Source organism: Sphaerisporangium sp. NPDC051017 (assembly GCF_040683095.1).
Taxonomy (GTDB): Bacteria; Actinomycetota; Actinomycetes; order Streptosporangiales; family Streptosporangiaceae; genus Sphaerisporangium.
Genome location: NZ_JBFBCI010000020.1, coordinates 17,302 through 29,541 on the forward strand (window position 1 = coordinate 17,302; position 12,240 = coordinate 29,541).

The 12,240-nt window shown below is 73.0% G+C and carries 14 protein-coding genes; 12 read left to right on the forward strand and 2 right to left on the reverse strand.

The genetic code is table 11. From position 1 onward, the window contains the following. The first annotated feature begins 29 nt into the window (after nt 1-29). Nucleotides 30-488, forward strand: coding sequence for a PH domain-containing protein (locus AB0M95_RS18070; RefSeq protein WP_363765509.1), 459 nt, complete (start codon nt 30-32; stop codon nt 486-488). Between the two features lie 50 nt (nt 489-538). On the opposite strand, the gene AB0M95_RS18075 is transcribed toward AB0M95_RS18070, so the two are convergent. Both AB0M95_RS18075 and AB0M95_RS18080 read right to left on the reverse strand, forming a co-directional pair. Beyond that, nucleotides 539-793, reverse strand: a complete 255-nt coding sequence (locus tag AB0M95_RS18075; protein ID WP_363765512.1) for a hypothetical protein — start codon at nt 791-793, stop codon at nt 539-541. Between the two features lie 300 nt (nt 794-1,093). Continuing rightward, complete coding sequence (locus AB0M95_RS18080) at nt 1,094-2,260, reverse strand: LLM class flavin-dependent oxidoreductase (RefSeq protein WP_363765515.1); 1,167 nt, start codon at nt 2,258-2,260, stop codon at nt 1,094-1,096. A 100-nt stretch (nt 2,261-2,360) separates the two neighbouring features. Here AB0M95_RS18080 and AB0M95_RS18085 point away from each other — a divergent pair, with 100 nt between their 5' ends. The 11 genes from AB0M95_RS18085 to AB0M95_RS18135 all read left to right on the forward strand — a co-directional run bounded on the left by AB0M95_RS18085 (nt 2,361) and on the right by AB0M95_RS18135 (nt 12,159). After that, nucleotides 2,361-3,260 (forward strand): MoxR family ATPase, encoded by a 900-nt coding sequence (locus tag AB0M95_RS18085; RefSeq protein ID WP_363765518.1) that lies wholly within the window; start codon nt 2,361-2,363, stop codon nt 3,258-3,260. Further along, nucleotides 3,253-4,395, forward strand: coding sequence for a VWA domain-containing protein (locus AB0M95_RS18090; protein WP_363765521.1), 1,143 nt, complete (start codon nt 3,253-3,255; stop codon nt 4,393-4,395). Before AB0M95_RS18085 ends, AB0M95_RS18090 begins: the two co-directional genes overlap by 8 nt. After that, a complete protein-coding gene (locus AB0M95_RS18095; RefSeq protein ID WP_358513652.1) occupies nt 4,388-5,506 on the forward strand; it encodes an XdhC family protein in 1,119 nt (372 codons plus the stop codon). The genes AB0M95_RS18090 and AB0M95_RS18095 overlap by 8 nt, the downstream gene beginning before the upstream one ends. Beyond that, nucleotides 5,503-6,147 carry a nucleotidyltransferase family protein gene (locus tag AB0M95_RS18100; RefSeq protein WP_363765524.1) on the forward strand — a complete coding sequence of 215 codons (645 nt, stop codon included), beginning with the start codon at nt 5,503-5,505 and terminating at the stop codon, nt 6,145-6,147. The genes AB0M95_RS18095 and AB0M95_RS18100 overlap by 4 nt, the downstream gene beginning before the upstream one ends. 38 nt (nt 6,148-6,185) lie before the next feature. Beyond that, nucleotides 6,186-7,229: an LLM class F420-dependent oxidoreductase gene (locus tag AB0M95_RS18105; protein ID WP_363765527.1), complete on the forward strand. Its 1,044-nt coding sequence runs from the start codon at nt 6,186-6,188 to the stop codon at nt 7,227-7,229. A gap of 295 nt (nt 7,230-7,524) precedes the next feature. Then, on the forward strand, nt 7,525-8,337 hold the full coding sequence (locus tag AB0M95_RS18110; protein WP_363765530.1) for a M24 family metallopeptidase: 813 nt from the start codon (nt 7,525-7,527) through the stop codon (nt 8,335-8,337). 54 nt (nt 8,338-8,391) lie between these two features. Next, nucleotides 8,392-8,952, forward strand: a complete 561-nt coding sequence (gene efp / locus AB0M95_RS18115; protein WP_358513660.1) for an elongation factor P — start codon at nt 8,392-8,394, stop codon at nt 8,950-8,952. Nucleotide 8,953: 1 nt separating this feature from the next. Next, on the forward strand, nt 8,954-9,364 hold the full coding sequence (nusB, locus tag AB0M95_RS18120; RefSeq protein ID WP_114026615.1) for a transcription antitermination factor NusB: 411 nt from the start codon (nt 8,954-8,956) through the stop codon (nt 9,362-9,364). Between the two features lie 166 nt (nt 9,365-9,530). Next, entirely contained in the window at nt 9,531-10,292 is a 762-nt protein-coding gene (locus AB0M95_RS18125; RefSeq protein WP_358513662.1) for a methyltransferase domain-containing protein, read from the forward strand. A gap of 76 nt (nt 10,293-10,368) precedes the next feature. Continuing rightward, the gene (locus AB0M95_RS18130) at nt 10,369-11,619 is read left to right on the forward strand and encodes a DNA polymerase IV (protein ID WP_363765734.1); all 1,251 of its coding nucleotides are present in this window, start codon (nt 10,369-10,371) and stop codon (nt 11,617-11,619) included. Nucleotides 11,620-11,766: 147 nt separating this feature from the next. Beyond that, nucleotides 11,767-12,159: a DUF3040 domain-containing protein gene (locus AB0M95_RS18135; RefSeq protein WP_363765535.1), complete on the forward strand. Its 393-nt coding sequence runs from the start codon at nt 11,767-11,769 to the stop codon at nt 12,157-12,159. The last annotated feature ends 81 nt before the right edge of the window (nt 12,160-12,240 follow it).

The window sequence follows — 12,240 nt, forward strand, 5'->3', positions numbered from 1 at the left end:
GCCCTGCCGATCCACCCGCCGTGCCCGCCGTGCCTGAGCCCGACCTGCCGCCGCCGTCGCTGCCGGTGATCTGGCGGCCTCGCCGCGCCCGCGTCATGGCGTACGCCGCCGCCACGGTCATGGTGGCAGGCTCGGTCGTGCTCGCGGTGGTGCTGCCACCGCCGTTCAAGCTGCCCGACAAGATCGGCCTGGTGCTGTTCGCGTGCCTGGTCGCGTTCATCCTGCACCTGCTCGGGCGCCTGCGGGTCGAGGCCGACGAGCGTGGCGTCACGGTCGTGAACGCCATTCGCGTCCACCGCTACGAGTGGCCCGAGGTGCTCGGCGTGACGCTGCCGGACGGCGAGCCCTGGCCCAAGCTGGACCTGGCCGACGGCTCCAGCGTGGGCGCCATGGGCATCCAGGGCACCGAGAAGGACCGCTCGCACAAAGCGGTGGCGGAACTGCGCGCACTGATCCACAAATACGGCGAGGCCCCCGACCGGAGCTAGCCGTGTGTATGGCCGCGCCTCCCGCTCGGCGTGTTCGGGGCGCGAACAAGCTATGCGTCGTCGAGGGGGAGTGGGGGGTAGCGGCTTTTGCGGCGGGACTCGGCGGTGGCCTGCTCGTCGAGCTGGCGGGCCAGCTCGTCCAGGTCGTCGGCGCCCAGCACGTTGGACACGCCGAACCGGGTGGCGGTGGTCGACCAAAGGTTTCGCCGGTAGGCGACCCATCCGCCGTAAAAGTCCAGGATCTCCCACGTTCTGCCGTGGCGCAGCCGCACCTCGGCGAGCGTCAGGCGCTTCACGATCGCCATGAGGCTTCACAGGTGAGAGTCACGATGACAGCTTCCCTTCGCCGGTGACCCGAGTCAAGATCGTGCTTACAGAACGTGAGATTCGCGTTCAGGTCCCATTCGGTGCCCGAGGGCCCGTGGATGACTCACCGAAGTGATTCAGGCACATTCCGTCGGCTCCGCGGGCGGGAACGCGTGTCCGGTACCGGCAACGGAGAAGATTGGGCCCCCCTCGACGCGCCCCCGGACGGCCGGCGACACGCCACCGCCCCCGGGGAACGATCCCCGGGGGCGGCGGGCGACGCGTGTGAAGGGACCGCTTCAGGCGGAGAGGCGGACCGCCGGGGCCCCTCCGTCCAGAACCCCGCGGCCCAGAACCCCGCGGCGGCGCAGCTCGGGCAGGACGCTCTCGCCGAACCAGTAGGCCTCCTCCAGGTGGGGGTAGCCGGACAGGACGAACTCGGTCAGGCCGTGGGTGGCGTACTCCTCGATGAGGTCGGCCACCTCGGAGTGGCTGCCGACCAGCGCCGTGCCCGCGCCGCCGCGCACCAGCCCGATGCCCGCCCACAGCCCGGGGTGGATCTCCAGGTCGTGGACGCCGCCGCCGTCGCGCCGGAAGCCCTCGTGCAGGGCCAGCATGCGCTTCTGGCCCACGGAGTCGCTGCGCGCCAGCGTCTGCTGCGCGGTGCGGACGTCCTCGGGGTCCAGCGCCGCGAGCAGGCGGCCCGCCTCGGCCCACGCCTCCTCGGAGGTGTCCCGGGTGATGACGTGCAGCCGGATGCCGAACCGCAGCGTCCGCCCCTCCTCGGCGGCCAGTCCCCGCACCCAGGCGATCTTCTCGGCGACCTGCGCGGGCGGCTCTCCCCAGGTGAGGTAGGTCTGGACGTGCTTGGCCGCGACCCGTCCCGCCGCCGCGGACGACCCCCCGAAGTACAGCTCGGGGACGGGTGAGGGCACCTCGGCCACGGTCGCGCCCTCCACCTGGTAGTGGACGCCGGTGAGGTCGTACGGCGTGCCGCTCCACGCGCCGCGCACGACGGACAGGAACTCGTCGGTGCGGGCGTACCGCTCGTCCTTGGACAGGTGGTCGCCGAACCGGCGCTGCTCGGCCGTCTCCCCGCCGGTGACGACGTTGAGCAGCAGCCGGCCGCCGGAGATGCGCTGGTAGGTCGCGGCCATCTGCGCGGCGAGCGTGGGGGAGACGAAGCCGGGACGGAACGCGACGAGGAACTTCAGGGTCCTGGTCTGCTGGGTGAGCGCGGCGGTGACCAGCCAGGCGTCCTCGCACCAGGTGCCGGTCGGGGTCAGCACGGCCTCGAAGCCGAGCTGTTCGGCCGACCGGGCGATCTGCCCGAGGTAGTCGATCGACGGCGGGCGGAAGGCGGTCGCGGCGGCCTTGCCGTGGCCGCGCTGGAGGCCGTGGCCGCCGCCGAAGATCGACCGGCTGTCCCCGGAGGTGGGCAGGAACCAGTGGAACCTCAGGCTCATCGGGCGTCCTTCTTCGCGATGTCATTGAACCAATTTCCTACCAAGTAAATAGGATATGCGCGAGAGCGCCGGGGCGCCAGGTGACGCGTAATCTGATGAGGTGGTGAACAGGGCACTACGAGCGGCCGACATCCCCACTCCGGGCGCGCTCGCCGAGCTTCTCGACGCGCACGCCTACCTGGCCGGCGAGGGGCTCGCCACGGCGTGCTTCCTCGCGCTGAAGATGGGCAGGCCGCTGTTCCTCGAAGGCGAGGCCGGGGTCGGCAAGACCGAGCTGGCCAAGACCCTCGCGGCCGTCCTCGGCGCCCCGCTGATCCGCCTGCAGTGCTACGAGGGCCTGGACGCCGCGCAGGCCCTGTACGACTGGGACTTCGCCCGGCAACTGCTCCACCTCAAGGCCGCCGAGGCCACGGGGGCCACCGGCGCCGCCGAGGCCGGCCGCCTGGAGGGCGAGCTGTACGACCGCCGGTTCCTGCTCGCCCGGCCCCTGCTCAGGGCGCTGGAGACCCAGCCCAGCGTGCTGCTCGTGGACGAGATCGACAGGGCCGACGACGAGTTCGAGGCGTTCCTGCTGGAGGTGCTGTCCGACTTCACCATCTCCATCCCCGAGCTCGGCACCGTGCGCGCCGTAACGCCGCCCGTGGTCGTCGTCACCTCCAACCGCACCCGCGACGTCCACGACGCCCTCAAGCGGCGCTGCCTCTACCACTGGCTGGAGCACCCCTCCTTCGAGCGGGAGGTCGCCATCCTGCGGCGGCGGCTGCCCGCCTGCACCGAGGCGCTCGCCTCCCAGGTGGCGGCCGCCGCCGGGCGCCTGCGCGCGGCGGGACTGGTCAAGCCGCCCGGCATCGCCGAGACCCTCGACTGGGCCGAGGCCCTGCTCACGCTCGGCGCCCGTGACCTGGACCCCGGCCTCGCCGCCTCCACCCTCGGCGCACTGCTGAAGTACCGCGAGGACCAGCAGGCCGTGCTGGCGAACGGGCTGCTGCGCCGTGGCTGAACCGCCGCGCCGCGACGCCCTCACCGCCTCGGGCGACGGGGACGGCCGCGACGGGCTGGTGGCCACGCTGACCGGCTTCGCGCGCACGTTGCGCGCCGCCGGGGTCCCTGCCGACCACGAGCGCACCCAGAACATGCTCCGCGCCGCCGCGCACCTGGACGTCACCGACCGCCGGGCCGTCTACTGGGCCGGCCGTCTCACCATGTGCGCGGGCCCCGACGACCTGCCCCGCTACGACCGCTGCTTCGCCGCCTACTTCGGCGGCGAGCGCGCCCGCCCCGGCCGTCCCGCCCCGCCCACGATCACCGTCGTGCGCCACACCCTCGCCTCGGACGCGAACGGCGACGGCGACGCCGGCGGGGACGAGGCGCCGGCCGCCACCGCCAGCGCGGTCGAGGTGCTCCGCCACCGCGACGTCGCCCGCATGACCGCCGCCGAGCTCGCCGAGATCCACCGCATGCTCGCGCTGTTGCGCGCGCCCCGGGAGCCGCGCCGCACGCGCCGCCTCACGCCGTCCCACCGGGGCAGGCTCGACCCCCGGCGCACCATGCGTGAGACCCTGCGCAGGGGCGGCGAGGTCGCCCGCCTCAGCCGCAGGTCCCGCCGGGTGCGGCCACGCCGCGTGGTGCTGCTGGTCGACGTCAGCGGGTCCATGGCCCCGTACGCCGACACGCTGCTGCGCCTCGCCCACGCCCTGGTGCGCCGCGAGCCGCGCGCCACCGAGGTCTTCAGCGTCGGCACCCGCCTCACGCGCGTCACCGCCGAGCTGCGCCACCGCGACCCGGCCACGGCCATGCGCGAGGTGTCGGCCGCCATCCCCGACTGGAGCGGCGGCACCCGGCTCGGCGACGAGCTGAAGCGGTTCCTGGACCGGGGCTCGGGCGCCAGGGGGGCCATCGTCGTGATCGCCTCCGACGGCTGGGAGCGCGGCGACCCGTCCCTGCTCGGGCTGCAGATGGCCAGGCTGTCGCGGCTCGCCCACCGCGTGGTGTGGGTGAACCCGCACAAGGGCCAAGAGGGCTACCAGCCGCTGACCGGCGGCATGCGCGCCGCCCTGCCGCACATCGGGGCGTTCGTCGCCGGGCACAGCCTGGCCGCCTTCGAGGAGCTCGCGGAAAGGCTGTCCCATGCGTGACGTGCTGACGCAGATCGTGCGGTGGTGGGAGGCCGGCGAGCGGTTCGGCCTGGCCACCGTGGTGGAGACCTTCCGCAGCGCGCCGAGGCCGCCCGGCGCGTCCATGGCCGTCCTCGGCGAGGAGGCGGTCGGCAGCGTGTCCGGCGGCTGCGTCGAGGGCGCGGTGTACGAACTCGCCCAGGAGGTCGTGGCCGACGGCAGGCCCGTGCTGCGCCGCTACGGCGTGAGCGACGACGACGCCTTCTCCGTCGGCCTGACCTGCGGCGGGATCATCGACGTCCTCGTCGAGCCGGTGTCGGCGAAGGACTTCCCCGAGCTCGGCGAGATCGCCGCGTCCGTCCGCCGCCGGGAGGCGGTCGCGGTGGCGACGATCGTGTCCGGGCCCGGGCGCGCCGGGGCGCGCAGGGTGGTGTGGCCGGGCCGCGCGTCCGGGTCGCTCGGCCCGGCCAGGCTCGACGCCGCCGTGGACGACGACGCGCGCGGCATGCTCGCCCAGGGCCTGACCGGCGTGCGCAGGTACGGGCCGCAGGGCGAGCGGCGGCTGGACGACCTCGCGGTGTTCGTCCACTCCTTCGCCCCGCCGCCGCGCATGCTGGTCTTCGGGGCCATCGACTTCGCCGCCGCCGTCGCCAGGATCGGCAAGTTCCTCGGCTACCACGTCGTCGTGTGCGACGCCCGGCCGGTGTTCGCGACGGCCAAGCGCTTCCCCGAGGCCGACGAGGTGATCGTCAAGTGGCCGCACGACTACCTGTCGGCCACGTACGTGGACGAGCGCACGGTCATCTGCGTGCTCACCCACGACCCCAAGTTCGACGTGCCGCTGCTGGAGGTCGCCCTGCGCACCCGCGCCGGGTACGTCGGCGCGATGGGGTCGCGGCGCACCCACGACGACCGCATGGCGCGCCTGCGCGAGGCGGGCCTGACCGAGGACGAACGGGCCCGGCTGCGCTCCCCGATCGGCCTCGACCTCGGCGCGCGCACCCCCGAGGAGACCGCCGTCTCGATCGCCGCCGAGCTGATCCGGCTCCGCTGGGGCGGCTCGGGCCGCGCGCTCACCGACACGACCGGCCGTATCCACGGCGAGGCTCCCGCCGGGCGGGACGCCGGGTGAGCGCGGGCGCGCCGTGCGCCGGGCTGCTGCTCGCGGCCGGGGCGGGCACCCGGCTGGGCACGCCCAAGGCGCTGCTGGAGTTCCAGGGGGAGCGGCTGGCCGACCGCGGGGCGCGCCTGCTGCGCGACGGCGGCTGCCGTCCGGTGATCGTGGTCCTCGGCGCGGCGGCCGGCCGGATCGGCGGCCTCGATGACCAGGGTGTGATCGTCGTCCGCAACCCGGACTGGGCGACCGGCATGGGGTCGTCGCTGCGCGCGGGACTGGACGCGGTGCCCCCGTCGGCCGGGGCCGTCGTGGTGGCGCTGGCCGACCAGCCGCTCGTCCGCGCCGAGGCCGTGCGCCGGCTGGCCGAGGCGCGGGCGGCGGGTGCGGCGGTGGCGGTGGCCACCTACGGCGGCGCGCGGCGCAACCCCGTGATGATCGGCGCGGAGCACTTCGCCGAGGTACGGCGGCTGGCCACCGGGGACGCCGGCGCCCGCCCCTTCCTGCGCGCCCACCTGGACCTGATCACGCTCGTCCCCTGCGACGACGCGGGCGACCCCGCCGACATCGACACCCCCGAGGACCTCCGCAGGCTCCTGGCCCTGGCGCCGCCACGGGGCGGGTTGGAAGGGACGGGGCGACTCGATACGCTGTCCTGACCAGAACATCATTCGGTTTTCTTGTGAAAGGGGCGAGCATGCGCGTCGGCATGGCACTCAACTACGCCGGAGGCTTCAAGGAGACCGTGGCCGAGCTGGGCGACTACGAGAGCGCCGGGCTGGACATCATCTTCGTCGCCGAGGCGTACACCTTCGACGCCGTGAGTCAGATGGGCTACATCGCCGCCCGCACCGAGCGGCTGCAGATCGCCTCGGGCATCCTGCCGATCTACTCCCGCACCCCTTCCCTGCTCGCCATGACCGCCGCCGGCATGGACTACGTCTCCGACGGCCGTTTCGTGCTCGGCCTCGGCGCCTCGGGCCCGCAGGTCATCGAGGGCTTCCATGGCGTGCCGTACACCGCGCCGCTCGGCCGCACCCGCGAGGTGATCGAGATCTGCCGCAAGGTGTGGCGGCGCGAGCGGCTGACCTACGAGGGCGCGCACTACACCCTGCCGCTTCCCCCCGGCAGCGGCACCGGCCTCGGCAAGCCGCTCAAGTTGATCAACCACCCCGTCCGCCCGCGCATCCCCATCGTGATCGCCGCCATCGGCCCGAAGAACGTCGAGATGACCGCCGAGCTGGCCGAAGGCTGGGAGCCGATCTTCTACGTGCCCGAGAAGGCCGCCGACGTCTGGGGCCCCTCGCTGGCGGCGGGCAGGGCCAAGCGGGACGCCGAGCTCGGCGAGCTGGACATCATCGCCCAGGCCTTCCTCGCCATCGGCGACGACACCGGGGACCTGCTGGATCTCGGCCGTTCGATGGCCGCGCTGTACATCGGCGGCATGGGCGCCAAGGGCAAGAACTTCTACAACGACCTGGCCCGGCGCTACGGGTACGAGAAGGAGGCCGAGCTCATCCAGGACCTGTACCTGGAGGGCAAGAAGGACGAGGCCGCCGCGCACGTCCCGCGGGAGCTCCTGGAGAAGATGTCCCTGGTGGGCCCGGAGGGGTTCGTCCGGGACCGCATCGCGGCGCTGAAGGAGTCGGGTGTCACCACGCTCAACGTCGCCCCGATCGCCCCGAGCCACGCCGAGCGCCTGAAGCTGGTCGAGAAGGTCAAGGAACTGGCGAACGGCTGACGCCCCGGGGACGACGGCCTCGGGGCGTCAGCCGATCCGTCGTCAAGGCGGATCGGCGTCTGTTAGCCTGCTCGTGTCAGGTACCGCCGGACGGGTGGGAACGGAGCCTTCGGGTTCGAAAGCCTGTGGAGACCCGGTAAGACCGCTTCGGTGGCGCAGGTCGGTGAAGCAGGAAGCCGCAGAAGTGCCGCACGTGCGGCATAGGCTGAATCTCCGGCATTCATGCCGGAGAGCGCGTCAAACCGAGACGGCGCGCCGCGTGTGCGACGGCGTCGAGGTCCTCGAGAGTCGGGACGTGACCGCCGCGCTGGTGGAGCTCGCCGACCGGCCCGGCATCGAGGCGCACGACATGTCCGTCGCCGAGTACCAGCGCCTCGGCGGCGGCCTGCCCCTGCTCGGACGGCTCGTCGAGCTGCTGCGGGTGGTCAAGGACGAGTCGGAGATCGCGTCGCTGCGCACGGCCTGCGAGCTGACCGACCGGGCGTTCGCCGACGTCGCGGCCACGATCGCGCCCGGCATGACCGAACGGCAGGTCGCCCGCGCCCTGGACACGCGCATGGCCGAGCTCGGCGCGGACGGGCCCGCCTTCGACACCATCGTGGCGAGCGGGCCGAACGGAGCGGTCCCGCACCACTCGCCGGGCGAGCGTCCCATCGAGCGCGGCGACCTGGTCACGATGGACTTCGGCGCGCTGTACGACGGCTACCACGCCGACATGACCCGCACCGTCGCCGTCGGCGCCCCGAGCGGCTGGCAGCGCGAGCTGTACGATCTGGTCCTGGCCGCCCAGCGGGCCGGGCGGCACGCGCTCGCCCCCGGGGCCGGCACCGGCGAGGTCGACGCCGCCGCGCGCACGCTCATCGAGGACGCCGGGCACGGCGAGCACTTCGGCCACGGCCTGGGGCACGGAGTCGGCCTGGAGATCCACGAGGACCCGTTCCTGCGTTCCGCTGGTGCCGGTAGACTTGAGGATCGAGTTCCGATCACCGTCGAGCCCGGGGTCTATCTGCAGGGCAGGGGCGGCGTCCGGATCGAGGACACCCTCGTCACGCGTGCCGGCGGCCCGGAACTCCTCACCCGCACGACCAAGGAGCTGCTGGTCCTGTAAAGGGCAGGATCGTGGCCGAGCTCAGCGTGACCATGACGACGCAGGAGATTACGAGTGGCGACGACCAACGACCTCAAGACCGGACTGGTGCTCAAGCTCGATGGTGGCGAGCTGTGGAGCGTGGTGGAGTTCCAGCACGTCAAGCCCGGTAAGGGCGGCGCCTTCGTCCGCACCAAGCTGAAGAACGTGCTCTCGGGCAAGGTCGTCGACAAGACCTTCAACGCCGGCGTGAAGGTCGAGGTGGCCAACGTCGACAAGCGCGAGATGCAGTTCTCCTACCTCGACGGCGACGAGTTCGTCTTCATGGACACCGAGACCTACGACATGCTCAACGTGCCGCGGGCGACGGTCGGCGACGCCGCCAACTACCTCCTGGAGAACACCCTCGCCACCGTGGCGATCAACGAGGGCAACGTCCTCTACATCGACCTTCCCGCGGCCGTCGAGCTGACGATCGCCCAGACCGAGCCGGGCCTGCAGGGCGACCGCTCCACCGGCGGCACCAAGCCCGCCACCCTGGAGACCGGCGCCGAGATCAAGGTCCCCCTGTTCATCACCACGGGCGAGAAGGTCAAGGTCGACACGCGCACCGGCGAGTACCTCGGCCGGGCCTGAGGTGTCCGCTCGGGGAAAGGCGCGCAGACGCGCACTGGACATCCTGTTCGAGGCCGAGCTGCGGGACGAGCCCGCCGCCAAGGTCCTCGCCGAACGGGTCGAGCGGGCCGAGCCGCCGGTCAACGAGTACACCTCGGCCCTGGTCGAGGGCGTCGACCGGCACCGGCCCCGCATCGACGAGCTGATCTCGACCTACTCCGAGGGCTGGACCCTCGACCGCATGCCCGCCGTCGACCGCAACCTCCTGCGCGCCGGCACCTACGAGCTGCTGTGGGTGCCGGACGTACCGGAGGCCGTGGTCATCAGCGAGTGGGTGCACCTCGCCTCCGAGCTGTCGACCGACGAGTCGCCGCAGTTCGTCAACGGCCTGCTGGCCCGGTTCAAGCAGCTCAAGCCCTCCCTCGCCCTGTAGGGCGTCCCGGGCCCTCCGCGCCGGGGGGCGCCACGCCCTGGAGGGCGGCGGGGACGCGGGACGGCCCGGCACGGGCGCCCGGACCGCGTAGGCTGGGCCCGACCGACGTCCCGGCGGCTGGAGCCGACCGGCGTCTCCGACATCCTCGCGAGGAGGCGAGCTGAACGTGCGCACCGAAGGCGCCACACGCCAGACGGCCACCACTCCGGCGGTGCGCACCGCCGTGGTCTGGGACGCGCTGCGGGCCGCCCTGGCCGAGCGGGCGGGCGCGGCCGGGCGCGAGCGGCTCGACATCATCGACGCCGGCGGCGGCACCGGAGGCTTCGCCGTCCCGCTGGCCGGTCTCGGCCACGCCGTCACGGTGGTCGATCCCAGCCCCGACTCGCTGGCGGCCCTGGAGCGGCGGGCCGCCGAGGCGGGCGTGACCGTCACGGGCATCCAGGGCGACGCCGCCGACCTTCGCGAGCTGCTGCCGGCGGGAAGCGCCGACCTGGTGCTGTGCCACAGCGTGCTGGAGTACGTCGAGGACCCCGCGGGCGCGCTGGCGGCCGTCGCGGGCCTGCTGCGGCCGGGCGGCGTGATCAGCGTGCTGGCGGCCAACCCGGTGGCGACGGCGATCCACCGCTCGCTCACCGGCCACTTCGACGAGGCCCGCCAGGCCCTGGCGGACCCCTCGGGCCGCTGGGGCGAGCACGACCCGACTCCGCGCCGGTTCAGCGGCGAGGCGCTCGCCGGACTGCTGTCGGCGGCCGGGTTCACGCCGGGCGAGGCCAGGGGCGTGCGCGTCTTCGCCGACCTGGTGCCGGGCCGCCTGCTGGACGGGGAGCCGGGGGCGGCGCGGGCGCTGGTCGCGCTGGAGCAGGCCGCCGCGGCGCATCCCGTCCTGCGTGACATCGCCACTCAGCTCCACCTCTTCGGCCACCGGTGACCCGCCGCCCGGCGTGCCGGGCTCGCTGGTAGAACGCCTGTTCGGTTAGAATCGACCTGTGTCGCGCAAGCAGGTTCTGCGGCCCGAGCCGGGGCGGGGGCACACGCCGGCCCGCGACCCGGCGACGGCGCCGCCGGCCGACGACACCGGGTGCCCGATCCTGCACGTCGACATGGACGCGTTCTTCGCCAGCGTCGAGCTGCTGGAGCGTCCCGAGCTCAGGGGCACCCCGGTGATCGTCGGCGCGGCGGGCGCCCGGGGGGTCGTGCTCAGCGCCACCTACGAGGCCCGGCGGTTCGGCGTCCACTCGGCGATGCCCATGACGCGCGCCCGCCGTCTCTGCCCCCAGGCCGTGATCATCCCGCCGAGTCACGGCAAGTACTCCGAGGTCTCCCGGAGCGTGATGGAGATCTTCCACGCGATCACGCCCGAGGTCGAGCCGATCGCCTCGGACGAGGCGTTCCTGGACGTGAGCGGCGCGCTGCGCCGGCTGGGGCGGCCCGCCGAGATCGCCGCGATGATCCGCGCGCAGGTCGCCGAGCGCCACGGCATCACCTGCTCGGTCGGCGTGGCGAGCAGCAAGTTCGTGGCCAAGCTCGCCTCCCGCCACTGCAAGCCCGACGGCCTCCTGGTCGTCCCCGCCGACGGTGTGGTGGAGTTCCTCCACCCGCTGCCCGTCGCGGCCCTGTGGGGCGTGGGGGAGCGTACGGAGCAGGCTCTGGTGCGGCTCGGCATCCGGACGGTCGGTGACCTCGCGCACGTGCCCACGGCGACGCTGCGGCGCGAGTTCGGGGCCGTGGGCGAGCACCTCGCCGCCCTCGCCTGGGGCCGCGACGAGCGCCGCGTCACCCCGCACGTCCCCGACAAGAGCATCGGCGCCGAAGAGACCTTCTCTCACGACGTGGACGATCCGGAGATGATCCGCCGTGAGCTGCTGCGGCTGTCGGAGCGGGTCGCCGCGCGGTTGCGTGCGGGCGGTCACATCGGGCGCACGGTGAGTGTCAAGCTGCGCCGCGCCGACTTCACGACGATCACACGATCGCGCACGCTCCGTGAGCCGACAGATGTGGCGAAAGAGATATATGCCACTGCTTGCGAGTTGTACGCGGCGGCCGGACTGGAGCGCGTGCGGCTCCGTCTGGTCGGCGTCCGGGTCGAGAATCTCCGCCCGGCGGCCGCGGCGACACGCCAGCTCGGCCTCGGAGAACGCGAAACAGGCTGGCGGGAGGCCGAAATGGCCATGGACAAGGCGGTCCGCAGGTTCGGCCCGGAGGCCGTCCGCCCCGCCTCTCTCGTACGCCCTCCGTTCGATGGAATGGATCTATGACGTCACCTCCGGTTTGGTCTACGTTGGACGTTTTCTTTCGCCTACGTCTACAGCCTCGTATTCTGGGGATAACCGACCGCGAGGTCCGGACACCCTGTGGTGCCCGTTGCCGTCTTCCCCGTCAAGGGGCCGTCCTTGGGAGGCGCCGTGCCGCTGTCTGAGCACGAGCAGCGCCTGCTCGACCAGATCGAGCAGGCCCTCTACAGCGAGGACCCGAAGTGGGCCAACACCGTTCGGATCAGTGATCCACGCAACCACTACAAACGCCGCCTCGTGAAAGCCTCCATCGGCTTCGTCCTGGGTGTCGTGCTGTTGATGGTCGGCGTCGTGGCACCGATCATCCCCCTCGGTGTGGGCGGCTTCGTGGTGATGCTCGCCGCGTGTCTTTGGGGTCTTTCGAGCTGGAAACGCATGAACGGGTTCGGCGGTGACGCACGGCAGCAGGGAGCCCCAGGCCAGCCCGACCGGCGCCGCGCGGCCCGCCCCGGGTTCATGGAGCGCATGGAGGAACGCTGGCGCCGCAGGAGCGACGAGCGCTGATCTCCACGCGGCGGGCGAGACGGCGGCCTCACCGGCACCATCGGGGACCACGCCCTCACGTCCGCCTCTGGTACGCCCCCT

Bases quoted from the DNA above. Each gene is read 5' to 3' on its own strand.
- AB0M95_RS18075 (WP_363765512.1), bottom strand. From the start codon at position 793: ATGGCGATCGTGAAGCGCCTGACGCTCGCCGAGGTGCGGCTGCGCCAC.
- AB0M95_RS18080 (WP_363765515.1), bottom strand. From the start codon at position 2,260: ATGAGCCTGAGGTTCCACTGGTTCCTGCCCACCTCCGGGGACAGCCGG.
- AB0M95_RS18095 (WP_358513652.1), top strand. From the start codon at position 4,388: ATGCGTGACGTGCTGACGCAGATCGTGCGGTGGTGGGAGGCCGGCGAG.
- AB0M95_RS18105 (WP_363765527.1), top strand. From the start codon at position 6,186: ATGCGCGTCGGCATGGCACTCAACTACGCCGGAGGCTTCAAGGAGACC.